General features: G+C 73.2%; 22 protein-coding genes. 10 read left to right on the forward strand and 12 right to left on the reverse strand.

Translation table 11 applies throughout. From position 1 onward, the window contains the following. Positions 1-19: 19 nt before the first annotated feature. The 5 genes from IEY99_RS12235 to IEY99_RS12255 form a co-directional block, all read right to left on the reverse strand. Positions 20-1,615 carry a hypothetical protein gene (locus tag IEY99_RS12235; RefSeq protein WP_189202560.1) on the reverse strand — a complete coding sequence of 532 codons (1,596 nt, stop codon included), beginning with the start codon at positions 1,613-1,615 and terminating at the stop codon, positions 20-22. 114 nt (positions 1,616-1,729) lie between these two features. Beyond that, on the reverse strand, positions 1,730-2,290 hold the full coding sequence (locus IEY99_RS12240) for a hypothetical protein (protein WP_189202562.1): 561 nt from the start codon (positions 2,288-2,290) through the stop codon (positions 1,730-1,732). A 133-nt stretch (positions 2,291-2,423) separates the two neighbouring features. Then, entirely contained in the window at positions 2,424-4,220 is a 1,797-nt protein-coding gene (gene ggt / locus IEY99_RS12245; RefSeq protein ID WP_189202564.1) for a gamma-glutamyltransferase, read from the reverse strand. Positions 4,221-4,265: 45 nt separating this feature from the next. Further along, positions 4,266-5,774, reverse strand: a complete 1,509-nt coding sequence (locus tag IEY99_RS12250) for an alpha/beta hydrolase (RefSeq protein ID WP_189202566.1) — start codon at positions 5,772-5,774, stop codon at positions 4,266-4,268. Between the two features lie 86 nt (positions 5,775-5,860). Further along, positions 5,861-8,932, reverse strand: a complete 3,072-nt coding sequence (locus IEY99_RS12255) for a M14 family metallopeptidase (RefSeq protein ID WP_189202568.1) — start codon at positions 8,930-8,932, stop codon at positions 5,861-5,863. A 122-nt stretch (positions 8,933-9,054) separates the two neighbouring features. Between IEY99_RS12255 and IEY99_RS12260 the strand changes: the two genes are divergently transcribed. Beyond that, complete coding sequence (locus tag IEY99_RS12260) at positions 9,055-10,176, forward strand: PQQ-dependent sugar dehydrogenase (protein WP_229798544.1); 1,122 nt, start codon at positions 9,055-9,057, stop codon at positions 10,174-10,176. A gap of 27 nt (positions 10,177-10,203) precedes the next feature. Here IEY99_RS12260 and IEY99_RS12265 read toward each other — a convergent pair whose 3' ends face one another. The 3 genes from IEY99_RS12265 to IEY99_RS12275 all read right to left on the reverse strand — a co-directional run bounded on the left by IEY99_RS12265 (position 10,204) and on the right by IEY99_RS12275 (position 12,565). Next, complete coding sequence (locus IEY99_RS12265; RefSeq protein ID WP_229798546.1) at positions 10,204-10,461, reverse strand: hypothetical protein; 258 nt, start codon at positions 10,459-10,461, stop codon at positions 10,204-10,206. Positions 10,462-10,575: 114 nt separating this feature from the next. Next, positions 10,576-10,875, reverse strand: coding sequence for a hypothetical protein (locus IEY99_RS12270; RefSeq protein WP_189202570.1), 300 nt, complete (start codon positions 10,873-10,875; stop codon positions 10,576-10,578). 13 nt (positions 10,876-10,888) lie between these two features. Further along, positions 10,889-12,565 (reverse strand): sodium:solute symporter family protein, encoded by a 1,677-nt coding sequence (locus IEY99_RS12275; RefSeq protein WP_189202572.1) that lies wholly within the window; start codon positions 12,563-12,565, stop codon positions 10,889-10,891. Positions 12,566-12,665: 100 nt separating this feature from the next. On the opposite strand from IEY99_RS12275, the gene IEY99_RS12280 reads away from it, so the two are divergent. Next, positions 12,666-14,525 carry a CocE/NonD family hydrolase gene (locus IEY99_RS12280; protein ID WP_229798549.1) on the forward strand — a complete coding sequence of 620 codons (1,860 nt, stop codon included), beginning with the start codon at positions 12,666-12,668 and terminating at the stop codon, positions 14,523-14,525. Between the two features lie 21 nt (positions 14,526-14,546). On the opposite strand, the gene IEY99_RS12285 is transcribed toward IEY99_RS12280, so the two are convergent. Continuing rightward, a complete protein-coding gene (locus IEY99_RS12285; RefSeq protein ID WP_189202576.1) occupies positions 14,547-15,206 on the reverse strand; it encodes an HAD family hydrolase in 660 nt (219 codons plus the stop codon). A gap of 174 nt (positions 15,207-15,380) precedes the next feature. Here IEY99_RS12285 and IEY99_RS12290 point away from each other — a divergent pair, with 174 nt between their 5' ends. Next, complete coding sequence (locus IEY99_RS12290) at positions 15,381-16,277, forward strand: glycosyltransferase family 2 protein (protein WP_229798551.1); 897 nt, start codon at positions 15,381-15,383, stop codon at positions 16,275-16,277. Here IEY99_RS12290 and fgd read toward each other — a convergent pair. Beyond that, the gene (gene fgd, locus IEY99_RS12295) at positions 16,274-17,281 is read right to left on the reverse strand and encodes a glucose-6-phosphate dehydrogenase (coenzyme-F420) (RefSeq protein WP_189202580.1); all 1,008 of its coding nucleotides are present in this window, start codon (positions 17,279-17,281) and stop codon (positions 16,274-16,276) included. The two genes, IEY99_RS12290 and fgd, sit on opposite strands and share 4 nt — an antisense overlap. Positions 17,282-17,392: 111 nt before the next feature. Here fgd and IEY99_RS12300 point away from each other — a divergent pair, with 111 nt between their 5' ends. From IEY99_RS12300 to IEY99_RS12315, 4 genes are all read left to right on the forward strand, one after another. Continuing rightward, positions 17,393-17,794: an ATP-binding protein gene (locus IEY99_RS12300; RefSeq protein WP_189202582.1), complete on the forward strand. Its 402-nt coding sequence runs from the start codon at positions 17,393-17,395 to the stop codon at positions 17,792-17,794. Between the two features lie 121 nt (positions 17,795-17,915). Beyond that, positions 17,916-19,055, forward strand: coding sequence for a PP2C family protein-serine/threonine phosphatase (locus tag IEY99_RS12305; protein WP_229798553.1), 1,140 nt, complete (start codon positions 17,916-17,918; stop codon positions 19,053-19,055). Between the two features lie 67 nt (positions 19,056-19,122). Then, positions 19,123-19,587: a MarR family transcriptional regulator gene (locus tag IEY99_RS12310; RefSeq protein WP_189202584.1), complete on the forward strand. Its 465-nt coding sequence runs from the start codon at positions 19,123-19,125 to the stop codon at positions 19,585-19,587. A gap of 25 nt (positions 19,588-19,612) precedes the next feature. Continuing rightward, positions 19,613-20,491 carry an LLM class flavin-dependent oxidoreductase gene (locus IEY99_RS12315; protein WP_189202586.1) on the forward strand — a complete coding sequence of 293 codons (879 nt, stop codon included), beginning with the start codon at positions 19,613-19,615 and terminating at the stop codon, positions 20,489-20,491. 256 nt (positions 20,492-20,747) lie between these two features. On the opposite strand, the gene IEY99_RS12320 is transcribed toward IEY99_RS12315, so the two are convergent. Continuing rightward, entirely contained in the window at positions 20,748-21,095 is a 348-nt protein-coding gene (locus IEY99_RS12320) for a histone-like nucleoid-structuring protein Lsr2 (protein WP_189202588.1), read from the reverse strand. A gap of 242 nt (positions 21,096-21,337) precedes the next feature. Between IEY99_RS12320 and IEY99_RS12325 the strand changes: the two genes are divergently transcribed. Then, a complete protein-coding gene (locus IEY99_RS12325; protein ID WP_229798555.1) occupies positions 21,338-22,684 on the forward strand; it encodes a D-alanyl-D-alanine carboxypeptidase family protein in 1,347 nt (448 codons plus the stop codon). A gap of 69 nt (positions 22,685-22,753) precedes the next feature. Here IEY99_RS12325 and IEY99_RS12330 read toward each other — a convergent pair whose 3' ends face one another. After that, entirely contained in the window at positions 22,754-23,251 is a 498-nt protein-coding gene (locus tag IEY99_RS12330; protein WP_189202590.1) for a DUF456 domain-containing protein, read from the reverse strand. A 109-nt stretch (positions 23,252-23,360) separates the two neighbouring features. Here IEY99_RS12330 and IEY99_RS12335 point away from each other — a divergent pair, with 109 nt between their 5' ends. Both IEY99_RS12335 and IEY99_RS12340 read left to right on the forward strand, forming a co-directional pair. Further along, positions 23,361-24,002 (forward strand): PIG-L deacetylase family protein, encoded by a 642-nt coding sequence (locus IEY99_RS12335; RefSeq protein ID WP_189202592.1) that lies wholly within the window; start codon positions 23,361-23,363, stop codon positions 24,000-24,002. Between the two features lie 132 nt (positions 24,003-24,134). Then, positions 24,135-25,043, forward strand: coding sequence for a sigma-70 family RNA polymerase sigma factor (locus IEY99_RS12340; protein WP_189202594.1), 909 nt, complete (start codon positions 24,135-24,137; stop codon positions 25,041-25,043). The last annotated feature ends 52 nt before the right edge of the window (positions 25,044-25,095 follow it).

The following is a 25,095-nucleotide window of genomic DNA, read 5'->3' on the forward strand; positions in this document are numbered from 1 at the left end:
GGTCCACCCCTTCGAGGTGCTATCGGGGCGTCCTTGGCAGGAGGCGGCTCCGGCGGCGCAGCGCCGTCGTGACGGTCGTTCCGATGAGTACGAGGAGAGCGCCTCCCGCCGCGAGAGTCGCCGTGGTGCCTCCCGTGACGGGAAGTCCACCGCCACCACCACCGAGGCGGAGCGTGATGGGGGCGGTGTTGTTGCCCGGGTCCCGATCGACGGAGTTCTCGCTGTCGAACATGATGACGTCGACCGAGCCCTTGCCGTCCCGGGCGCCGGGGGCGACGGCGACCGCGAAGGTGAACGACAGACGCTGGCCGGGCCGCAACTGCACCGACTCGGGCGAGCAGTGGTATTCCGGCGGTCCGGAGGCGACGGACGCGCCGGCGGCCGTCGACGGTGGCGGCTGGGGCAGGTCGTCCTCGCGCAGCGTCCAGCAGCGCTTGTCGGCTCGCAGGATGGAGACGTCCGGCGGCAGGGTGACGGAGATTCCTGGCAGGTTGTTGTCGAACGGCGGGTAGTGCAGCGTGCCGGGGCCGCGGTTGACGAGCCCGACCTCGATGGTGCGCGCCGTGCCCGGCGGGCCGGTGAGGGTCGCTCCGACGGCGGCGACGTCGGCTCGGCGGCCCCCGGTGACCGTGACGGTGGTGGAGGTGCCGTTGTCGTCGCGGTCGATGTCGGCCTGGGGGTCTTGCGCTGCCGCGGCCGACTCCCACTCGGCCAGCTTCAGGTTCGGGCCGGTGCCCGGCCGCCCTCCCGTCCAGCCGTGCCACGTGGCCTGCCAGTCCTGCCATTCGGCCAGGGTCAGCCACTGCGCGTTCACCTGGGTCTGGCTGCCGACGGCCGCGTCGGGCGGGACTCGGACCGGCAGGGGCGTGGAGGTCTCGTACGTCCGCCCCGCCGCCAGTGTCGTGTCGAAGGTGCAGGCGGCGGAGTCGCCGTAGTAGGTGCAGTTGCCGAAGTCGGTGCCGGTCAGGGCACCCTGGCCGGACTCCACGAGCACCGGGCCGCGGACGTCCCGCGGGCCGGTGTTGCGCACCCGTGGGCGCAGGGCGACGCTGCCGCCGGGCGCCACCGCACGTGACCGCGCGTCGACCGCCGTGAGGTTCACCGCTTCCCCGACGCGGACCCTGGCGGTGAAGGTGCTGGCGGGCCCCTGGTCGGCTGTCGCCGTGACGGTGAGGGCGCCGGTGTCGCCCGGCTTCGCTCCGGGCTTCGGCGTGAGGCTGAGGAGCACGCTCGCCGTCGTGAGCATGCCGAAGCTGCCGCTGCTGGGCAGGACGACGACCCGGTGTGGTCCCGGCACGGTGCACCGCACCACGGGTCCGGTCGTCGCGCACGCCACCTCGGCGTCGGCTTCCTCGACGGCCACGTCGGCCAGTTCCGCGGCCGCGGAGGTGTCGATCGAGAGGGTCACCTCGTTCGCCCAGCCCTCCCGGTCGGAGCTGAGGAAGACGCTCACGTCCTCGTCCACGGTGGGACCGCCGGCGGCGAGCGTGAGGTGGCGGACGAAGATGTCCGCCTCGACCGTGCCGGTGGGCGCCGCGCCCGCCGGGGAGCCGAGCAGGGCGAGTGCGGGGATGGCGACCATGGCCAGGGCAAGGAGGCGGTACGGCCGGATCATGGGCTCCCCGTTCGACGTGGCAAGCGGTCGCGGAGGCCGAACGCCTGGATGAAACGGGTGAACCACCGCGAAGCGGATGTTACCGCCATCGCAGGTGGGCCGGGTGCCGCAGTGTCAAACACCGGAGGGGCGACCGGACCGGAGGACCCTGTTCACCCCGGCGAAACCGGCGTTGAGTGACCAGCCCGAGACCGTGGCGACGAGGTCGGCGCGGGTGATCCGCGAGCCGTCGGGCTGCGGGCAGGGCTGGCCGACCGCCGGCGGCACGGAGGTGCCGGAGACCCCGGCGTGCGGGCCGATGATCCGGAAGCCGACCAGCCGGAAGCGGTGGTCGTAGCCAATCGAGGTGCCGCGGCGCGGCTCGCGGACCACGCGGTCGCTCAGCTCGAGCCGGCCGAACTCCCGGGCATGCCGCACTCGGAAGCTCGCCTTGCCGCACGAGACCGAGTAGGTGTCCTCCGTCCAGAAGTCATGGTGGAAGACCAGCCTGTCGGCGCGTGCCGCCAGCACCGCCTCGCTCCAGCCGAAGGCCCTCCGGACGTCCGCCGCGTCGGCGAGGCCGGACTTGGTCTGCGGGTCGTACCGCACGGACGCCGCGGCCGGGACCGCGTACCCGAGGCCGGCGGCAAGGGTCGCACCAGCGACAGCGAGCGGGAGAACACGGCGCGCAAACATCCCTGAACCGACTCCCTCAGCCTCGACCGTCGGGTTCCTACCTGGACCAACGATCATGTCGGGGTCAGCGCAACGTTCTCCCGACCGGTGCGGGGACGGGTGGGGCGCACCCGGGGTACGCCCCACCCGTGGATCAGTACCGGGGGTGGACCACCGCAGCCGTGCCGCCGCCGCGGCGGGCGGGTTCGGCGGAGGCGATCATGCCGCCGTGGCCGGTGAACTCGATGGCCGTGGCCGCGCCGAGCTCCGCGACGTCGGGGGCGAAGGTGTGGCCGAGTGCCTCGAGGCCCGGGCCGTAGCGCTCGTGGAAGGCCGGTTCGGCCTGGATGCCGGCGGTGTTGCGCTGGGAGGCCCGGGGCGCCGCCATCGCTTCCGGCAGCGTCATGCCGAGGTCGATGCGGTTGACGAGGATCTGCAGCACGGTGGTGATGATGGTCGCGCCGCCGGGGGTGCCGAGGGCCAGGAAGGGCTTGCCGTCGTCGTCCAGGACGATGGTCGGGGACATCGAGCTGCGGGGGCGCTTGTTCGGGCCGGGCAGGTTGGGGTCCGGGGCGGTGCCCTGGGTGGGAGCGAAGTTGAAGTCCGTCAGCTCGTTGTTGAGCAGGAAGCCGCGACCGGGGACGACCATCGCGTTGCCGCCGGTCTGCTCGATCGTCAGGGTGTACTCGACGATGTTGCCCCAGCGGTCGGCCACCGTCAGGTTGGTGGTGCTCTGGCCCTGCTCCACCGGGCCGCCCACCGTCGCCGGGGTGCAGCCGGTCGCGGTGAGGTCGCCCGGTGGCACCGGCTTCGTCATGGCGCGGGCCGGATCGATCCGGCAGGCCCGCTGGCTCGCCCAGTCGTCGCTGATGAGCCGGTCGAGGACCGGCTGCGGGGTGTACGCCCCCACGTAGCGGTTGCGGTCGGCGAACGAGAGCGCGGTGGACTCGACGTACCGGTGCAGCGCCTGGGTGATCGGCTCCTTCGACAGGTCGGTCCGCTCCAGGATGTTCAGGGCCTCGCCCACGGCCGTGCCGCCGCTCGACGGGGTCGACATGCCGTAGACGGTGAGGCCGCGGTAGGCGGACCGGGTCGGCTCGGGGTGCCGTACCTGGTATCCGGCCAGGTCCGACAGTTGCAGGCCGCCGGGGCGGATCGGGTACGCCCAGGTGCCGGTCGGGTCGTCCGCGACCGGCGGGTGCTGGACGGTCTCGACGATGTCCGCGGCGATCGGACCCCGGTAGAACGCTCCCGTGCCCCGCTTCGCGATGAGCCGGTAGGTGTCCGCGAGGTCGGGGTTGCGCAGGATGCTGCCGACCGTGGGCGGCGCGCCGCCCGGCAGGTAGAGCTCGCGGGTGGAGTCGAACTGCCCGAACGCGGCGGCGTTGTCGGCGACCTGCTGGCGGAAGGTGGCGTCGACCAGGAACCCGCGGTCCGCGACGTCCGCGGCCGGGCGCAGCAGGCTGCCCAGCGAGCGGGTGCCCCACTGCCGCGCCGCCGCCTCCCACGTGGCGACGGTGCCGGGGGTGCCGACCGAGAGGCCGCTGACCCGGGCCTCCGCGAAGTCGTACGGCCGGCCGTCCACCGGGTCGATGAAGGTGTTCTCGGTCATGGTGGCCGGCCCGGACTCGCGCCCGTCGATGGTGCTGACCTTGCCGGTCCTCCCGTCGTAGTGGACGAAGAAGCCGCCGCCGCCGATGCCCGCGGAGAAGGGCTCGGTGACGCCGAGCGTGGCGGCCGCGGCGATCGCGGCGTCGACGGCGTTGCCGCCGCGGCGCAGCACGTCCAGGCCGACGGCGGTGGCGGTGGCGTCGACCGTGGCGACGGCTCCGCCGAAGCCGGTCGCGGTGGGGCCCGGGTCCCGGGTGCGGGCCGTCGCGCCGGTGGGCACGAGGGTGACGCTGGACAGGACGAGGGTGGCGGTGGTGGCGAGCGCGAGAGTGAACCGCATCGTGCCTCCGGCGGAAAAGGTGAGTGTGGACGAACCCTTCCCTGCCTACCGGCCGCGGCGGGCCGGCACAACCCGGGACACGCCCGCCGGGCGCCTGCCGACCCCGGAGGGCTTCGGCTCGACGCCGGGGCAGGAGCTGCCGGCGGCGGGCGGCCGCACCGTGAGCAGGTACCGGTCGACGAGGTCGGTCACGCAGCCGGTACGCCCGTACACGGTGTGGCCCCACCCCTCGTACGTGACCAGCGACGCCCGCGGGCCCAGCTGGCGCGCCACCGCGGCGGCCCAGACGTGCGGCGTCGCCGGGTCGTGCCGGGCGTTGATCAGCAGGACCGGACCGGTGCGCGCCGCCGTCAGCGCCCGCTGCGGGTTGTCCGGGGCCAGCGGCCAGCCCAGGCAGCCCGCCACCGACGTCATGGCCAGCGGCGACACCGGCATCTGCGGGTTGCCACGCGCCAGCGTGGCGAGACGGTCGCGCAGGTCCGCCCAGCCCCGCAGCGGCACCGCCCAGTCGTCGCAGAAGACCGCCGGGAAGCTGTACTCGGCGTCGGTGAAGGGATCGTGGGCGCGCCGTCCCGCCGGCCCCGACGCCTCCTTGATGTAGCGGGCGAGCGAGTGCCACTGCGGGTCGTAGAAGGAGCCGAACGCCACGCCCAGCAGATCGTGCAGGCTCAGCCGGTACGACGGGTCGAACGGGTCGCGCAGGGTGCCCCGGCGCGCCCGGTCCATCAGGGCGGCCCAGGCGGCCCGGACGTCGCGGCCGTGCATCGCGCACGCGCTGCGGCGCTCGCACCAGGCGACGAACTCGTCGAAGGCGTCCTGGGCCGCCCGGGTCTCGGCGTCGAGGAAGGAGCCCGTGTCGCCGCTGTGGTCCATGACGCTGTCCAGGACCAGGGCCCGGACACGCCGCGGATAGCGCTCGGCGTACTGCGCGCCGAGCAGGGTGCCGTACGAGACTCCGTAGTAGCTGATCGTCTCCTCGCCGAGGGCGGCCCGGACGGCGTCCATGTCGTCCACCACGCTCAGCGTGTCGGCGTGCCCGAAGACGGGACCGCTGCGGCGGGCGCAGTCGGCGGCGAGCCGGCGGTTGTAGGCGGCCAGCTCGGCGTAGCGGCGGGCGCTGTCCACCTGGACGGACGGCCCGGCGGCGAGCAGGGCCGCGGAGCACTTGACCGGGTTGCTGCGGGCGACGCCGCGCGGGTCGAAGCCCACGATGTCGAAGCGGCGGCGGATCTGGTCGCTGAAGAACCAGGGGCTGTCCAGGGCGAAGTCCACGCCGGACCCGCCGGGGCCGCCGGGGTTGACCACCAGCGTCCCGATCCGGTGCCGCGGATCGGTGGCCGGGCGGCGGGCCAGGGCGACGGTCAGCGACGGGCTGTAGGGTACGGCGCGGTCGACCGGCACCCGCAGGCTCGCGCACTGCGCGGTCTTGTCCTCGATGCACGGCTTCCAGGTCAGCGTCCGGTCGCGGGCGGCCTGTGCGGGGCCTGCCGCGCCCGTCACCGCGGTGAGGACAGCCAGGAACGCGGCCAGGACCGGCCGGGTGGTTGATCGCACCGCGATGTCTCTCCGCCCTGCACGGCCCCGCGCCGCGCGCCTCCTGTCTAGACGAAGCGCGCGGCGCGATCTACCGATTGCGGACTTTAGCCCCGGAAGGAGGGAACCTTCAGGTGCTTCATCGCGCGCCGGACCAGCTCGTCGCGGTCCGGGCGCGCCAGCGTCTCCAGGCCGAAGCCGACGTAGACGCTGTCGGTGGTGGTCACCGCCGCCCCGGAGTCGAAGGCGAGCCGGCTGCGCGACCAGTCCGTGCTGTTGGTGCCCGAGCCGGGCGGCGGTCCGGCCACCGTCCAGCCGCCGAGGTCGCTCTCGAACGAGGTGCGCTCGGCCACCGTGCCACCGGTCTCGACCCGGACGTCGTCGAGGAAGACGCCGAGGCCCTGGGTGCCCCAGTCCGACATGTAGCTGATGGAGAGCTCGACCTTCTTGCCCGCGTACGCGGACAGGTCGGCGTCGAACTCCTTCCATCCGCCGCTGGAGCCGGTGGCCGCGTTCCAGGTGCCGGTGGTGCCGGTCGGCGTGCACTCCGCGCCCTGGTAGTGGGCGACGAACGGGTGCAGGTCCGCGATGCCGGACTTGCAGCTCTCGCCGGTGCCGGTGGTGGTGAGCCCGCCCGCGTCGGGCAGCGTCGTCCAGGCGTCGGTGCCCACCTCGTGCGCCTCGACGAACATGAAGTCCCAGCCGGACTCGACGTCGAAGGAGGTCCGGAACTTCAGGCGCGCGGCCTGTGCGCCGGTGAGGTCGACGGTCTTGGTGAGCCGCTTGTACGAGCTGTCCGACTGCCCGCTCCAGACGTACCAGTCACCGTCGTACGGCTCGTACGGCGCGGCGCCGGGCAGCTTCCAGTCGAGCGGCGCGGCCGAGGACGCGAACTGCGGGAACTTCGCCGGGTCCAGGAAGCTGGACGTGGCCAGGAACGCGGCGGTGTGGCCGGCGCCCGGCGTGGCGGAGTAGCCGTCGAACGCGCCGGCGTTGCCGACGACCGGCAGCGGGTTGCCGTCGGCGCCCGCACCGCCCTCGTCGACGTACGAGTACGCGCCCAGCCAGTACTGCTGGAAGTCGTTGAAGAGCTGCAGACACGCCGGGTTCGCCGGGTCGGTGCACTCCCCCGGGCCCCCGGGCAGGTAGCGGTACGCGCCGTCGGCGCCCTGGGCCAGGCCCGCGTTCTTGCCGGCGAGCAGCAGCTTGCCGCCCTCGTTGAGGTAGTCCCGGACGGCCAGCTCGGTCTCCAGCGCCCACCGGGCCACGGTGCCGGCCGGCTGGCCGGATGCGCGCGGGATGACGTCGTCGCCGGTCTCCCAGACGACGGCCCGGTAGTGCGACAGCACGCCGAGCGGGTGCGGCGCGGCCCGGTCCCGGGCGTCCAGGTCGTAGACGTCGGCGCGGTATCCGGCCTTCTTCAGCGAGGCGACGTGCTCGTCGGCGTACCGGGCGCCGGTGGCGCCGTCGGGGTTGGCGGGCGAGATGCCGGTGACGTCCTCGGCGGCCAGCACCAGCACGTCACCGCCGATCTTGTCGGCGACGGTGTACGTGAAGTCGGCCGAGGTGACCGTGGCGCGGCCCTTGCGGGCGGTGAACCACACCTTGACCTTGTCGCCGGGCCGGGCTCGTGGCACGGTGCCGCGCCGCTCGGCGAAGTAGCGGTCCAGGGTGTCGCCGTAGCGCTCGCCGCCCCGGAACTCGGCGGTGCGGGCGGTCCGGGCCCGGCCACCGTTGATCGAGTAGTGCAGGGTGACGGCGCGCAGCCCGCGCCGGGCGGTCACGGCGACCTGCTGTGCCGAGCCGTACGAGATGCCGAACGCGTCCACGGCGAGGTCGGGCGTGCTGCGGCCGACCACCGAGACCGGGTTGGCCGGGTCCTTGGCGGACTGGGCGACGGAGAGCGCGAACGGCAGGTTCTTGACGAACTCGTCCTGGATCAGCTTCTCGTCGTCCGGGAAGTTGAAGCCGCTCTCGCAGTCCTCGGGCTTCCACTGGTCGTCCGGGTACAGCCCGGAGATCGTCTCGCAGGTGCTCATCTCCGGCGTGAAGCCGATCGCGCCGGTGCGCGCCTGGGCGTGGTAGTCGGTGTCGCCGTTGGTGGTGTAGAGCTCGGCGGAGATGTCGGGGTCGTAGCCGGGCACCGCCGGGTGGGCGTCGTCGCCGGCCATGGCCACCGCGATCGTGTCGTCCGGGCTGGGGGTGTTCACCTGCCACCCGATGCCGTAGAGCAGCAGCTCGGCGGCGGAGTGATAGTTGATCAGGAACTCGAAGCCGACCCGCTTGAAGAGCCCGTCCAGGGCCTTGGTCTCCGGCTCGGAGCCGGGCGCGGGACCGCGGAAGGTCTCGCTGGCCGGGTCCGGCGAGGAGCCCTCGTTGTCGTAGCCCCACTTCTCCGGGAAGTTGCGGTTGAGGTCGACGCCGTCGCCGGCCGTGATCTGGCCGTCGCCGTTGTTGTCGCGCAGGTTCTTGCGCCACAGCCGGTGGCCCTCGGTGAACGTGAAGTCGTAGCCGTCCGGGTTGGCGACCGGCACGAACCACAGCTCGGTGGTGTTCAGCAGCGTGGTGACGGTGGCGTCGGTGCCGTACGAGTCGAGGACGTGGTGCAGCAGCCGGCGGTTCATCTCCGGGGTGATCCACTCACGGGCGTGCTGCCCGCCCATGTAGAGCACCGCCGGACGGCGCCCGTCGCGCAGGACGCGCGCGTCGCGGGTCACCTTGACGGCCTGGATGGGTACGCCCCGCAGTGACTTGCCGATGGTCACGAGCTTGGCGAGCCGCGGGTGGCGGGCGGCCGTGGTGGACAGTTCGTCGCGGATGCCGCCCGGTGCGGCGTACGGCCGGAAGACCGTGGGCGCGCTCGCCTGGGCCCGCATCCGGGCCGTGGTGCGCTTGGCGCTCAGCGGTACGCCGGCGGCGACGAGCCGCTCGGCCTGGCGCTCGCCGAGGATGGTCTCGACGGCGATCTTTCCGTTCGCCGCGGCGGTCACCGCGCTCTCGTCGTGGTCTATGCCGACGGCACGCAGTTGTTCGAGCTGCGCGGCGTCGAGGGTGCCGACGTAGACCCTCAGGGGGTCGTCGGCGGGAGCCGCGGCGGCCGGCGCGATCCCGGGCAGGACCGCGGCGGCCGCGGTCACGAGGGAGAGCGCGCAGGCGGTCGCCCAGCGGGCTGGTGTCATGGTGGAGGCCTCCATGGATGGGAAGGTCGTGAGTGGACCTTCTCCGCAGGCCAGGGGCAAGTCAAGCATCCGAACCGGTCGATTTTCAGTTTTCTCCCAGGTGGTACGGGCACGGTAGGGGGATGACTTCCGCCACACGCTGGGGATTCGCGGTCGCGACGGCCAGTGTCGTCATGCTTACAGCCTGTTCAGGAAACGACGACAAATCACCCGCCGCTCCGGTCGTACCGGCCCCCTCCACCTCGGCGGCGGCGCCCGCGGTCGCGCCGTCCGCCACCGCCGGCGAGCCCGACCTGGGCCGGCCGGAGACGGTCGCCACCGGCCTCGACATCCCCTGGGGACTCGCGTTCCTGCCGGACGGCGGCGCGCTGGTGGCCGAGCGCGACAGCGCCCGGGTGCTGCGGATCCCGGCCGGCGGGGGCGCGCCCCGCGAGGTCTACCGGGTGCCCGGCGTCTCCGCCTCCGGCGAGGGCGGCCTGCTCGGTCTCGCGGTGGCGAAGGACCACGAGAAGACCCGCCACGTGTACGCGTACTTCACCGCGGCCGCCGACAACCGCATCGTCCGGTTCACGCTCGGCGGCACCGCCGCCCCGAAGGTGATCTTCGACGGCATCGACAAGGCGGGGATCCACAACGGCGGCAGGATCGCCTTCGGCCCGGACGGCATGCTCTACGTGGGCACGGGCGACGCGGGGAACCCGTCGGCGTCGCAGAACCCGGAGGACCCGAACGGCAAGATCCTGCGGCTCACCCCGGAGGGCGAGCCCGCGCCGGGCAACCCGCGGGCGGGTTCACCGGTCTGGAGCCTGGGGCACCGCAACGTGCAGGGCCTCGCCTGGACCGCCGACAAGACGATGTACGCGGCCGAGTTCGGCCAGAACCGCTTCGACGAGCTCAACGAGATCGAGCCGGGGCGCAACTACGGATGGCCGGAGGTCGAGGGCAAGGGAGACGACCGCAGGTACGTGAACCCGCTGGTCACGTGGTCGACCGAGGAGGCGTCGCCGTCGGGCGTGGCGATCGCGGGCAGCACCGCGTACGTGGCGGGCCTGCGCGGGGAGCGGCTGTGGGCCGTACCGCTCGGCGGCGGCACGGCGAAGGCCGAGCTGACGGGGCGCTACGGGCGGCTGCGCACCGTGGAGGTCGCGCCGGACGGCGCACTGTGGCTCACCACGTCCAACACCGACGGGCGCGGAGACGTCCGCGACGGCGACGACCGGATCCTGAGGTTCCCCGCCCGATGACGGGCCGCCGGGCGGGGAACTCGGACGTCAGGCGACGCGGTTGTTGGGGGGAAGCAACGGCAACTGGCTGATCGCCATTGCGTACTGGGCGATCAGCTTCCCGTTCGGCACGACGCCGACACTGCGGAGCTGATCGATGATGGCCTGGGCAACCGCATCCTCGTCCTGGCCGCGATGCGTCTGCCTGACCTTGTTGACGACGTAGTCAACACGAAGCTGCACCTGCCAGCCGACGGGTCGTTGTGACGCGCCGCTGGCGAGGCTTACGGAGGCGACGGGTTCCATGCCCCTGAGTATCGGAAGGTCGGCGCGGCAACTGGAAGGTATGGGGGTGCGGTGCAACCTACCTGCACCCGAGTGGCACCGACTTCTCCATCAACACGTTCTCACGGTTGCCACTCAGTTACGGTCCGTGTTCTGGCGCGGGGGCGCGGATGCGGGACGCCACCACTGCCAGAGCAGGAAGAGCACGCCCAGGGCCAGCATCGCCAGGCCCATCCAGAGGTTGATCCGCACCCCCGCCGCCTTGTCCACCTCGGCGCCCGAGTCGAAGATGCCGAGCAGGGCCACGATGACGCCGTACACCACGAACAGGCCGCCGATGACCCGGCGGACGTCGAACAGCCGGGCGGCCGCCGACCTCGTCTGAAGTTCCTCGCCCCGCGCGAGCTGTTCGTCGGGGGGATGGCTGTCGCTCATGAGGACCCTTCCTTCACCAGACGGGGATGTAGAGCACGAAGGCGAGCACCACGGCGATGCCGCCGAGCAGGGCCGGGTTGCGCCACCAGACGCGGTCGGCGGCGAGCACCGTCTCGCCGGAGGTGGCGCTGCCGCCCAGGCCGTAGACCAGTCCGCGCAGGTCGCTCTCCGGCTTGGGCGCGGTGACGAGGGTCACCGCGACGGCGACCGCCACGGCGGTGACGAAGGCCAGGCCCGCGCCCCAGAAGCTCTCCTCCAGGTCGGAGTTGAACGCGACCACGTCGCCCAGGTGCAGCAGGTAGAGCGTCAGGGACGCCAGCGTGCCCAGCAGCAGTGACCAGAAGCCGGCCCAGGCCGACATCCGCTTCCAGAACATGCCGACGATGAAGGTCGCGAACAGCGGCGCGTTGATCAGCGAGAACAACGCCTGGATGTAGTTCATGATGTTGTCGTAGCCGGCGGCGATGAAGGCCGTACCGATGCTGATGACGATGCCCGCGACGGTCGCGATCCGGCCGACCCGCAGGTAGTAGTCGTCCGAACGGTCCTTGCGGACGTACGACTGCCACAGGTCGTAGGTGAACACCGTGTTGAAGCCGCTGACGTTGGCCGCCATGCCCGCCATGAACGAGGCCACCAGGCCGGTCACCGCGACCCCGAGCACCCCGTTGGGCAGCAGGTCGCGCATCAGCAGCGGGATCGAGTTGTTGTACGTCAGGTCGCCCGTCTTCGCGCCCAGCCCCTGGACCGTGACGATCGCGATCAGGCCGGGGATCACCGTGACGATCGGGATGAACAGCTTGGGAAAGGCACCGATGATCGGCGTACGCCGGGCCGCGCTCATGTCCCGGGCCGACAGCGCGCGCTGGACCTCGGCGAAGTTCGTCGTCCAGTAGCCGAAGGACAGCACGAAGCCGAGGCCGAAGACGATGCCGATCCAGTTGGCGCCGAGCGGGTTGCCCGACCCGGCGGTGCCCTGCCAGGTGTGCAGGGCGGCGTCGCCGAGCCTGCTCTCCCGGACGGCGGCGAACAGAGCGTCGATGCCGCCCACCTTGACCAGCCCGACGATGGTGATCGGCAGCAGGCCGGCGAGGATCACGAAGAACTGCAGCACCTCGTTGTAGATGGCGGAGGAGAGACCGCCGATGGTGATGTACGTCAGCACGATCGCGGCGCCGACGACGATCGACGCCCACAGCGGCCAGCCGAGCAGCGCGTCGAGGATCAGCGCGAGGGCGTAGAGGTTGACGCCGGCGATGAGCACCTGGGCCACGGCGAAGATCACCGCGTTGAGCAGGTGGGTGGGGCGGTTGAAGCGCAGCCGCAGGAACTCCGGGACGCTGCGGACCTTGGAGCCGTAGTAGAAGGGCATCATCACGATGCCGAGGAAGGCCATCGCCGGCACGGCGCCGATCCAGTAGTAGTGCAGGGTCATCAGGCCGTACTGGGCGCCGTTGGCGGCCATGCCGATGATCTCCAGCGCGCCCAGGTTGGCCGAGACGAACGCGAGGCCGGTGACCCAGGCGGGCATGGCGCGGCCGGAGAGGAAGAAGTCGGCGCTGGTGCTGATCGCCCGGCGGGCCGCGAAGCCGACGCCCAGGACGGTCGCGAAGTAGATGACGAGGATGAGGTAGTCGAAAACGTCGAGATCGAGCCGGAGCCCGGGCCCCTCCGCCGCGAACACGCCCATGCGCACCTCCCGTGCAGTCGGACGCGACGTACCCGAGGTGAATGTCTTTCACACCTGAGCGGCCTTCACTCCGGCGGCCGAATGCGATCGAATGTCATCTATGTCGATCCCGCGCCTTCTCGTCGTGACCCTGCTCGCCGTGCTGGCGACGCCGGCACCGGTGTCCGCCGCGCCCGGCCCCGCGGCGGCACCGCCGTACACAAGAGACGGTGCGACCGTTGCCGTTTACGACTACGCCGACGCCGTCCGGGAGAGCGTCTGGGTGCGGACGGCCGGCGACGCCGACGAGGACGGCGAGCCGGACCGCGTCGCCGTCGACCTGGTCCGGCCGCGGACGGAGCCGGACGTCCAGGTCCCGGTCATCATGGTCGCGTCGCCCTACTACGCCTGCTGCGGGCGCGGCAACGAGGGCGAGCTCAAGGAGTACGACGCCGACGGCGTGATCAGCAAGGCACCGCTCTTCTACGACAACTACTTCGTGCCCCGCGGATACGCGTTCGCCGCCGTCGACCTGAGCGGCACCAACCGCTCCACCGGCTGCGAGGACGTCGGCGGCCCGTACGAGGTGGCCGGCGCGCGGGCGGTCGTCGACTGGCTCAACGGGCGTGCCCCGGCCTTCTACGCGGACGGCACGCCGGCGGTCGCGGCCTGGACCACCGGCCGGGTCGGCATGATCGGCAAGTCCTGGGACGGCTCGGTCGCCAACGGCGTGGCGGCGACCGGCGTCGAGGGGCTGGAGACCGTCGTGCCCATCGCGGCGATCTCCAGCTGGTACGACTACACGCGCGCCGGCGGCACGCTGCGCATGGCCGGCTACCCCTCCTTTCTGCAGTCCGCGGTCAGCGGCCGGGTCGCCGCCTGCGCGGCGGTGACCGAGTCACTGGCCACCGACAGCGCGGAGGAGACCGGTGACTACAACGCCTTCTGGCGGGACCGCGACTACCGGGCGGCGGCGGCCCGCGTGCGGGCCAGCGTCTTCGTGGTGCACGGCGTCAACGACCTGAACGTCACCACGCCGCAGTTCGCCCGGTGGTGGGACGAGCTCGCGCGCCGGGGCGTACCCCGCAAGATCTGGCTGCACCAGGCCGGCCACGTCGACCCGTTCGACCTGCGGCGCGGCGCCTGGGTGGAGACCCTGCACCGGTGGTTCGACCGCTGGCTGCAGGGGCTGGACAACGGCGTCGAGCGCGAGCCGCGGGCCACCCTGGAGAGCGGGCCCGGCGTCTTCACCGACGCCCGCGACTGGCCGCTGCCGGCCGCCCGGCCGGCGCGGGCCCCGCTGGGCACCGGCGTCGTCTCGTTCACCGACGAGTCCCTGCCCGAGGACCTGGCGGTGGCCTACCCGGCGGCGGTGGTCCCCGGCCGGCTGGCCGTCCGCTACGGGCCGCTGACCGCGCCGCTGCGCCTGTCCGGGTCGCCGTCGGTGCGGCTGCGGGTCCGGGTGGACCGGCCCACGACGCAGCTCACCGCCCGGCTGGTGGACTACGGCACGGCACCGCGCGTCCAGTACGCCTGGGGCGAGGGCGTACGCACCCTGGAGACGGAGTCGTGCTGGGGCGGGTCGACCGCCGCGGACGACGCCTGCTACCTCGACGTCGCCGAGGAGGTGTCCACCACCGACCACGCCGTGCTGACCCGCGGCTGGCAGGACGCCGCCCACCACGTGACGCTGCGCCGTACTACCCCGCTGCGGCCGGACCGGTGGTACACGATCACCGTGCCGATCGGCGCGTACGACGCCACGGTGGCGGCCGGGCACACGCTCGGGCTGGTGCTGACCCAGAGCGATCCCGGCTACACCGCGGCCGCGAACACCGGGGCGACGGTCGAGGTGGACCTGGCGGGCAGCACGCTGACCCTCCCGGCCGCCGGTCCGGTCACGCTGACCCCGTCGGCGGCGGCGCCGCGGACCGCCCACGGCCTGACCGCCTCGGTACGCCCGCCGCACCGGCTGCCCTGAGCTCCGTAGTGGACGGAATGCTCAGCGCAGCTTCGCGACCGCCTCGACCGTCAGCTCGGACAGGTCGTGGACGACCAGGCTCGCCAGTGCCAGGGCGTCGTCCGCCGGCGGATAGACACCGTGCGGGACGGCGACGACCGCCAGCCCCGCCGCGCCCGCCGCCCGCAGGCCGTTGCTCGAGTCCTCGACCGCGGCGCAGACCCGCGGGGTGAGGCCGAGGCGCTCGACCGCGGCGAGGTAGACGTCCGGCGCGGGCTTGCCGCGGGCGACCTCCTCCGTCGAGAGCGTGACGCGGAAGGCGTCCCGCAGCCCGGCCGTCTCGAGCACCTGGTCGATGAGGACCCGGGCCGACGAGCTGGCCAGCGCGAGCGGGAAGTGCGCGGCGAGCCGCCGGACGGCCTCCACCGCGCCGGGGATCAGGGGCAGCGCCTCCCGGTAGCGCCCGGCCATCCGGCCGAGCACGTCCGCGGCCACCTCCTCGGGCCGGCGCGGGACGCCCACCTCCTCGCTGAGGTGCCGGGACCACTCCCCCGTGCTCATGCCCATCATCCGGGTCTGGCTGTCGGGGAGGAACTCGCGGCCGTGCTCGGCGACGTAGGCCCGGCGCACCTGCTCCCAGACCTCCTCGGTATCGATGATCACGCCGTCCAGGTCGAAGACCACCGCCTCGATCGTTGTCACGGACCTTCCCTTCCCGTACGCCTCCCCGCACCCTACTGGCGCGGTTGACGCACCGTAGTCCGTTGGTAAGTTGAGGTCCGACCCAGCGACTTGCCCCCGCCCGCCGCCGAGGAGCCCCCCATGTCTCCCTCGTCGCGACGCCCCACGCCGCCCACCGGCGCACCGTCACCCACCGTGACCGTCGTGATCCCCGCCCTCAACGAAGAGGACAACCTCCCGCTCGTCCTCGAGAACCTGCCTCCCGTCGACGAGGTCGTCGTGGTGGACGGCCGTTCCGACGACGACACCGTCGCCGTGGCCCGCGAGGTGCGTCCCGACGTGGTCGTCGTGCGCCAGACGCGGTCGGGCAAGGGCAACGCGCTGGCGTGCGGGTTCGCCGCGGCCACCGGTGACATCGTGGTGACCCTCAACGCCGACGGGTCGGCGGACCCGGGCGAGATCCTGCGCTTCGTCGACGCGCTGCTGTCCGGCGCCGAGGCCGCGCACGGCTCGCGCTTCCGCTACGGCGGCGAGCACCGTGACGCGCGGCCCGTCGAGCGCCTCGGGCACGCGCTGCTGAGCCGGGTCGTGAACCTGCTGTTCGGGACCCGGTTCACCGACCTGAGCTGCGGTTACAACGCGTACTGGCGGGAGCTGCTGCCCGTGCTCGAGCTGCCCGGGCCGGACGTGCCGGGGCTCAAGCGCGGGCGCCGGGCCTGGGGCGACGGCCCGGAGATCGAAACGCTCATCACGATCCGGATGGCGACCCGGGGGCTGCGGGTGGTGGAGGTGGCCACGGTCGGCTACCCCCGGATCTACGGCGACCGGCAGCGGCGCCTGCTGCCGGCGGCCGTGCGGATGGTGCGCACCGTGGCGATCGAGTTCTCCCGGCGCCGGCGCCGCGTCCGGCTGCACCCGGCCGGCCGCCCGTCCCCCGGCACGATGCCGGGCACGACGCCCGGTACGGCGCCAACCCCGCAGGAGCAGGGAACGGGCCGGCACGGCGCCCGGCACTCCGTGCCCGCCCCGGCCCGGCCCCGGCGCCGCTCGGGCCCGCGGATCGTCCGGGGCGAGCGGCGCGACAACCCCTAGCCCTGCGCGACGCGCTCGCGCAGCCGGGGCAGGACCTGCTCGCCGTAGACCCGCAGGAACCGGTCCTGGTCCGGCCCGGGTGCGTGGAACACCAGGTGCCGGAAGCCCATGTCCAGGTACTCGGCGACCTTCGCCGCGTGCTCGTCGGGATCCGAGGAGACGATCCAGCGGGTCACCGTACGGTCGATCGGCAGCGCGTCGGCACGGCGCTGCATCTCGATCGGATCCTCCACGCCGGTCTTCTCCTCGGGCGAGAGCGCCAGCGCACCCCAGTAGCGGGTGTCGCGACGAGCCTTCTCGAGGTCGGGGTCGAAGGAGACCTTGACCTCGATCATCAGGTCGAGGTCGTCGAGCGGGCGGCCCGCCTTCTCCGCGCCCTCCCGGACGGCCGGCAGGAGCGTGTCGGTGTAGAGCTCGTGGCCCTTGCCGCTGGTGGTGATGAAGCCGTCGGCGACGCGGCCGGCGAGCCGGGTCGCCGCCGGGCCGGAGGCGCCGATGTAGATGGGGACCTGCTGCTCGGGCTTGTCGTAGATGGTGGCGAGCTCGGTGCGGTAGTACGTGCCCTCGAAGGTCACGCGGTCGGAGGTCCAGAGCTGCCGGATGAGCGCCACCGCCTCCTTGAGCCGGGCGAACCGCTCCTTGCCCTCCGGCCAGGTGAGGCCGAGCGGCACCTCGTTGAGCGACTCGCCGGAGCCCACGCCCAGGATGACCCGGCCGGGGGCGAGGCAGCCCAGCGTGGCGAACGCCTGCGCGATGACCGCCGGGTGGTAGCGGAAGGTCGGGGTCAGCACGCTGGTGCCCAGCAGCACCCGCTCGGTGCTGGTGGCGAGGGCACCGAGCCAGGGCAGGGCGGCCGGGGCGTGCCCGCCGTCGTGGCGCCACGGCTGCAGGTGGTCGCTGACGAACACGGAGTCGAAGCCGTGCTGTTCCGCGTCGATGCCGTAGCGGAGCAGTTCCCGCGGGGCGAACTGCTCCGCCGATGCCTTGTAGCCGAAGCGAATCATGGTCCGACCCTATCGCCGTCACACCCGGTGTGATTAGCCCGGCTTTCCGGCGGGAACACAGAGGGTGTCGACACCGGCGCGGTCACCGCGAGCGGAGGGAGGACGGATCGCATGCGCATCTCGGTTCACCTGAACCTGCCTCGTGAGGTCGACAGCGTCCCCGCGGTGCGCCGGCTGCTGCGCTGCGCCCTGTCGGTCTTCCAGGTCGACCGGGAGGCCGGCCACGATCTGGAGGTCGCGCTGACCGAGGCCTGCGCCAACGTGGTCAACCACGCCGCGGGGGCGGACAGCATCGAGGTACGCCTCGACGTCGCCGAGGACCACTGTGCGATCGACGTCGCCGACAACGGCACCGGCTTCGAGACGGGCACGGTGGACAGACCCGACGCGGACAGCGACCGCGGGCGCGGCCTGTTCCTCATCAAGGCGCTGAGCGAGAACGTGCGGATGCAGTCGACTCCGCGTCGCGGAAGCCTCATCCACTTCGAGAAGTCCTTCGCCACGGCGCGCTGACGCGCCGCTCTCCGCAGAGGAAACACCCCGCCGCGCGGCCCCGCGCGGAGCCGCCGCGCGCGTTCCCTATCATTCTTGCTCTACAGCAAATATTGTCGCTCCCGCGCGAAAGAGGGGTCCCTTGTCAGAGCGTCCGACACCGGTGGGCGCGTTGTTGCGTGCGGCACCCCCGGACCGCCTGCCGGAGGTGGCGGCCGAGCACCTGCGGCGGCACCACTGTGCCACCCGGGTCGAGGTGCTGCTCGGCGACCTCAGTCTCACCGCCCTGCGGCCGCTGATCGACCCGGACGGCCCGCTCGGCAACGCGCTCGCGCAGCGCTGCTTCGGCAGCCAGCGTCCGGTGGTCGACGCCGCGTCCGGCACCCACCGCGCGTACCTGCCGCTGAGCGCGTGGGGCGACCGGCTCGGGGTCCTCGTCGTGGAGACCTCGCTGTCCACCGACAACGGGGCCTCCGAAGCGCTCGGCACGGTCGCCGACGAGCTGGCGATGGCGCTGCGGGCGGCCGACGTGTCGACCGACCGCTACCGGCGCGCCCAGCGGCGCCAGCGCCTCACCATGGCCGCCGAACTGCAGTGGGAGCTGCTGCCGGGACGCTCGCTGGGCGACCACCGGTTCCTGCTCGCCGGCCAGCTCGACCCGGCGTACGCGGTGTTCGGCGATCACTACGACTGGTCGCTGACCGGGGACCGGCTCACCGTCACGGTGCTCAACGGGCACGGCGACGGCCTGGAGGCGGCGGTCCTCACCACGGTCGCCGTCAATGCGATGCGCAACGCCCGCCGCTCCGGCGCCAACATCGTCGAGCAGGCCGAGCTGGCCTCCGACGCGGTCTACGCGCGCTTCGGCGGCGCCGGGCACGCCGCCACCCTGCTGCTCGAGATCGACCTCGTCGACGGCCAGGTGGAGGCGGTGGACGCCGGCTCACCCCGCGCCATGATCGCCCGCGACCGGGAGATCCAGACGGTCACCCTCGAGCAGCAGCTGCCCCTCGGCATGTTCGGCGAGACCCGGTACGAGACCCAGAAGTTCTCCCTCGAGCCGGCCGACCGCCTGCTGGTGGTCAGCGACGGGGTGCACGCCGCCGCGCCCGCCGGGCGGTCCCCGTACGGTGAATCCGCCCTGCTGACCGCGTTGCGCCGGACTCGGTTGCAGCCAGCCACCGAGGCAGTCGGTACGGTGATGCGCAACCTCCGCGAATACCACGGGGGTGTGGAGCCCGAAGATGACGCGGTCACCGTCTGCCTCGACTGGCGGCGATGACGCGCCGTCCATCCGGCGAACGGGTGCGGGGCTGCACGCACCACTCACCTGCGCACAGAGGACCGGCATGGAGCGCCTGACGGACGTGGCTGCGGCGGTCGAGTCGACCGTCGAGTCGTTGCTGGGCGTCTTCGAGAGCGCGCGGCTGGCGCAGTCGCCCGCGGTGCCGCCCGCGCAGCTGCGCGTCCTGACGATCATCTCGCGCAACCGGCACACGAACATGAACCGCCTGGCCGAGGCCCTCGACGTGGTCCCCTCGTCGGCGAGCCGCCTGTGCGACCGGCTGGAGGCCACCGGCCTGCTGCGGCGCGTGCCGGATCCGCGCGACCGCCGCGAGGTGCGCCTGGTGCCCACCCCGGCCGCCCACCGGCTGCTGGACGAGCTGCGGGAGCGCCGCCGGACGGCGCTCGGCGAGGTGCTGGAACGGATGAGCCCCGCGCGGCGCAGTGAGCTCGTCCGCGCCCTCGCCGCCTTCGACGTCGCGGCGACGGTGGACGCGAACGGCGACAGCGACGGCCTGCGGCTGGCCTGACCAGGCCCTGCGGTACGGTCCCCCGATGCGTATCGGCATCGTGATCCTTCCGGAAGAGCGCTGGGCCGCGGCCCGGCACCGCTGGCGGCTCGCCGAGGAGTACGGCTTCGACCACGCCTGGACGTACGACCACCTCGGCTGGCGCGACCTCGTCGACGGCCCGTGGTTCGACGCGATCGCGACCCTGACGGCCGCGGCGACCGTGACCACGCGGATCGGCCTGGGCACCTTCGTCGCGTCCCCGAACTTCCGTCACCCGGTGCACCTGGCCCGCGAGGCGCTGGCCGTCGACGACGTCTCGGACGGCCGGCTCCTGCTGGGCGTGGGCGCCGGCGGCACCGGCTTCGACGCGGAGGTGCTGGGCCAGGAGCCGCTGACGCCGCGCCAGCGGGTCGACCGCTTCACCGAGTTCGTGGAGCTGCTCGGCCGCCTGACCCGCGAGGACCACGTCTCGTACGCGGGCCGCCACTACCGGGCGGTCGACGCCCGCACGCTGCCGGGGCCGGTCCAGCAGCCCCGGCCACCGCTGATCGTCGCGGCGAACGGGCCGCGCGCGCTCACGGTGGCGGCCGAGCACGGCGACGGCTGGGTGACCACCGGGGCGGTCCAGCCGCTGGACGACGAGCAGGCCTGGTGGCGCTCGGTGCGCGACACGGCCGACCGCTTCGGCGCCGCGCTGGAGCGCACGGGCCGGCCGGCCGTCGCCCGTTACCTCAATCTGGACTCGTCGCCGGTCTACTCGCTGAGCAGCGTCGAGGCCTTCGAGGACGCGGTGGGCCGCGCGGCGGAGCTGGGATTCACCGACGTGATGACCCACTGGCCACGCTCGTCGAGCTGGTACGCCGGCGACGAGAAGGTGCTCGAATCGGTCGCCGAGATGCTGCCGCGCCTGCGGGATTGCTGAGCCCCCGAGCGGCAAAGTCGGGGCGAATCCCCGCGGGCGGCCGAATCCCCCGCTGAGTGCAGGACTTTCTGCGTAGGACCCGGCCGATCCGGCCTATCGCCGCGCGGGGACTTTGCTCCTCGCGCGCGCGACCGCCGCCGCCGCGCGGCATAAAGCAAGGCTTGCCATAACACGAAGCCGGGGCGCGAGGCCCCGGCATTCACCATCTGCGATGCCTTGACTGCGGACCGCTATTGTCGGGCGCCACCGCGGACGGTCAGCGGCCGTGCGCCGCCCGATAGGCGCTGCTGACGCTCTGCGGGATGCGTCCGCGCTCCGAGATCTGGTGTCCGTGCTGGGCCGCCCACTCGCGAATGAGCCTGTTCTCGTCGCGGCTGCCGGCCGTGCGCACCGGCGTGGTGCGCGTGCCCGAGCGCCCCGACCCGGAACGGCCGATTCGCGTGCCCGCGTTGATGAACGGGTCCAACGCCTTGCGAAGCTTGCCGGCATTGGCTTCGGACAGATCGATGGTGTAGGCCGTGCCATCGAGACTGAACTCCACCGTGCGGTCGGCCGGCTTTCCGTCGATGTCGTCGATGAGGGTGGTGATTACCTGCCGCGCCATAGCGACTCCTGAAGAGAATCCTAAGAACCGGGCTCAGTGTGGCGCGGGATGGACTCCGCGCGCAACAGTTCTGCCGTAGTTCACAGAATATCGCCGACGGCGGGCAATTATCGAGCCATGGCCTTCACGAAATGCGGAGGCGCAATTTGCGCGCAATCACCGGCCGGGCCGCACGGCGCCGTGTCCGTTAGAGTCGACGTCATGGCCGCCGGCGTCGAGTCCGCTCCCGCGGCCGCCCTGCCGTGATCACCGGCGGCGCGTGCGGGATCCGCCGCCGTGCCGCGGCGGCGGCCACGGCCGCCCTCTGCGCGGGCACTCTCGGCACCCCGGTCCCCGCGACGGCCACCCCGGCCGGCCTCGCCGCGGCACCCCCGGCACTCGCCGCACCCGCCGCACCCGCCGCAGCCGCCGCGCCGGCGGCACCCCCGGCCGTTGCCTGCCCGCGGCCCGACGTGAAGCCGCCCGCCGGGCGACCGCCGCGACCCGCGCCGCCGGAGGACGACCCCGTCCTGCGGGCGGTCGGTGGCGACGCCCTCGCGACGGACGGGCTCGTGATCCCGGAGGGCGCGCCGCGACCGCCCGCGCTGACCGCCACGAGCTGGCTGGTCGCCGACCTCGGCACCGGCGAGGTGCTCGGGGGCTGCGGCCCGCACGTGTACGGCACCCCGGCGAGCGTGCAGAAGCTCCTGCTCGCCGCCACGGTGATGGACAAGCTGGACCCGCGCCGGACGATCACGGTCACGAAGGGCGACCTCGACATCGAGCCGGGCAGCTCCGCGGTCGGACTCCTCGAGGGCGGCCGGTATCCGATCGCCACGCTCTGGCTCGGCCTGCTGCTGAACTCGGGCAACGAGGCGGCCAACGCGCTGGCCCGGCTGGGCGGCGGTGCCGGCGGCGTGAAGGCGACGATCGCCGCCATGAACGCGCAGGCGCAGCGGCTGGGCGCCTTCCAGACCCACGCGGTGACGCCCTCGGGCCTCGACGGTCCCGGGCAGTTCACCAGCGCGTACGACCTCGCGCTCATCGCGCGGGAGTGCTTCGCGGACCCCGCCTTCCGGCGCTATGCGCTCACGAAGCAGGCCCGGATCCCCGCGCAGAAGCGGCTGGGCACGCGCGGCTTCGAGATCCAGAACGAGAACCCGCTGATCTTCGAGTATCCGGGCGCGCTCGGCGGCAAGACCGGCTTCACCCAGCTCGCCCGGCACAGCTACGTGGGCGCGGCGGAACGCAAGGGACGGCGGCTGGTCGCCACGCTGCTGGGCGCCGAGGCCCGGCCGCTGCGCGGCTGGCAGCAGGGCGCCGCCCTGCTGGACTGGGGCTTCTCGCTGCCCCGGGACGCCTCGGTCGGCAAGCTGGTGGACCCGCACGGGGTCGAGGGCACGGCCGCGTCGGCGGCCCCGCCGGCGCCCTCGGCGGCGACCGGCCCGGCCCCGGCGCCGGCCGCCGCGCGCGCGGGCCGGCCGGGGCTCTCCCCCGCCGTGGCCGCGGCGATCGCGGCCACGCTGGCCGCGCCGCTGCTCCTGCTGCTCGGACGGCGGCACCTGCGCCGCCTCCGACGCCGCACGCGCCGCTCCCGGATCATTCCCTGAGGTCACGCCGCCGGCGGGCCGAGCACCCGGGAGCGGCGCCGCGCGCCGGTCCCGGGCCATTCCCCGACGTCACGTCGCCAGCAGGCCGAACATCCAGACCACCGCGACGCCGAGGGCCGCGGCGAACTCGACCAGCATCGACAGGCCCACCGCCGTGAGGGCCCCGCGCGTCGACGGCCCGGCCTGTCCGGGCCCGAGACGCGCCCGCTCGGCGAGGAAGAGGCCGAGCACGAAGCCGAGGACCAGGCCCACCACCGGCACGACGAAGAATCCGACCAGGCCGAGCAGGCCGCCCGCGGCCAGCGACGACGTCGGCACGCCGGTGTTCTTCAGGCGCCGGCCGGGCCACAGGTACTTCGCGACCGTGCCGCCGAGCGCCACCACCGTGGCCAGCGCCAGCACCAGCCACCGGCCACCGGACGCGTCGCCCAGCAGCGCCCAGAGCAGCACCGCGGCCCAGCACAGCAGCAGCCCGGGCAGCACCGGGATCACCACGCCCAGGACGCCCACCAGCATGGCGACGCCGGCGATGACGGTGACGGTCGTACCGGTGTCGCTGAGATCCATGGGACCAGCGTGCCGCAACCGCGCCACAACCCTCAACCGCGGGGTGGGGCCGCCGATGGACACTCAGCGCCGGCACCCGGCCCGGCGCCGAGGAGGGCGAGGAGGTTCCATGGCACGCAGCGTCCTCGCCGTCGGCGCCCGCCCCGGCGACCTCGAGCTCGGGTGCGCCGGCACGCTCGCCGCGCACCGGGCCGCCGGGGACTCCGTGACCATGCTGGTGCTCTCCTGCGACGGGCCGGACCATCCGCTGACCCGCCGCACCGAGACGTCCGCCCGCACCCTCGACTGCCTGCTGGTCTGGGGCCCCGAGGCCGCCGAGCGCCGCCGTACGGCCGACCGCCGGAGCCGGGTCCGCGGCGGCGACCGGCGCACCCGCGACCTGCCGGCCGGGACCTGGGACGGCGCCGCCGTCGCGGCCATCGAGAACGTGCTCACCGGGGTCGACGCCGACGTCGTCTACGTGCCCGCGCCCGACGACTCCGACGCCGAGCGGCGCTCGGCGGCCGCGGCGACCGCGTGCGCGGCCCGGCACAGCGGCCGCATCCTGCACTACCCCGGCGAGACGACGCTGGCCTTCGCGCCCACCCTGTACGTCGACATCACCGCGCACCTCGACCGCAAGCTCGCCGTGGTCACCGACCCCGAGCTGCCCACGGCCACCGCCCGGCACTACGGCGCCCAGGCGCGGGTGCGCTACGCCGAGGCGTTCGCGCCGGAACGCTTCGTGTGGGACCTCGTCCGGCCCACTTGAGGAAAAGAGACGAAGCAACCAGGCGGCAACTGTCCGCGACCGTTTCCTCCACCCTGGGTCACCCAGAGTTTCTCCCTGTCAGCCGGTACGCCCACCAGCCGCGGGCCACCGACGAGAACCGGGGGAAACGACATGACCAGCACCACGACGACCGCTGCCGACTTCGACGCCGACACCGCGACCGCCGTGCCGGCCCTGTCCGCCGCGGAGCAGGAAGAGCTGATCCGTACGCACATGCCGCTGGTCGGTCACCTCGTGCGCGACATGCTCACCCGCATCCCCAACCACATCCACCGCGACGACCTCACCAGCGCCGGGCTGCACGCGCTCGTGACCGCCGCCCGCGGCTGGGACCCGACCCGCGGGATCCCGTTCCACCGGTTCGCCACCACCCGCATCCGCGGCGCCATCCTCGACGAGCTGCGCTCGCTGGACTGGGCGACCCGCTCGGTGCGGACCAAGGCCCGCGCCACCGACGCGACCCGCCAGCACCTGACCACGACTCTGGGCCGCACCCCCACGGCCGAGGAGCTGGCCCAGGCGCTCGGCACCACCACGTCCGACCTGCACCAGACGGACAACGACGTGCAGCGCGCGACCGTGCTGTCGCTGCAGGGCTTCACCACGAGCAGCGCCGACGACCTGGTGACCGAGCCGACCCCCGGCCCGGAGGACATGCTCATCCGCCGCGAGCAGATCGGCTACCTGCACCACGCGATCGACTCGCTGCCGGAGCGGCTGCAGTACGTCATCTCCGAGTACTTCCTCAAGGAGCGCCCGATGGCGGAGATCGCCGCCGACCTGGGCGTCACCGAGAGCCGCATCTCGCAGCTGCGCGCCGAGGCGCTGTCGCTGCTCAAGGACGGCCTCAACACCCACCTCGACCCGCACCTGGCCCCGGTGCCGGAGAACCCGGAGGGCATCACCGCCCGCCGCCGGGCCGGCTACTACGCCGCGATCGCGGGCAACACCTCCATGCAGTCGCGGCTGGCGATGACCAACGCCTACGGCCACACCCCGTACGCCGTGGGCGCCGCCTGACAGATCGTCTTCCCGCGGAGGGGCCGGCGCACGTGCGCCGGCCCCTCCGCCG

The sequence above is a fragment of the Couchioplanes azureus genome, assembly GCF_014648355.1.
Taxonomy (GTDB): domain Bacteria; phylum Actinomycetota; class Actinomycetes; order Mycobacteriales; family Micromonosporaceae; genus Actinoplanes; species Actinoplanes azureus.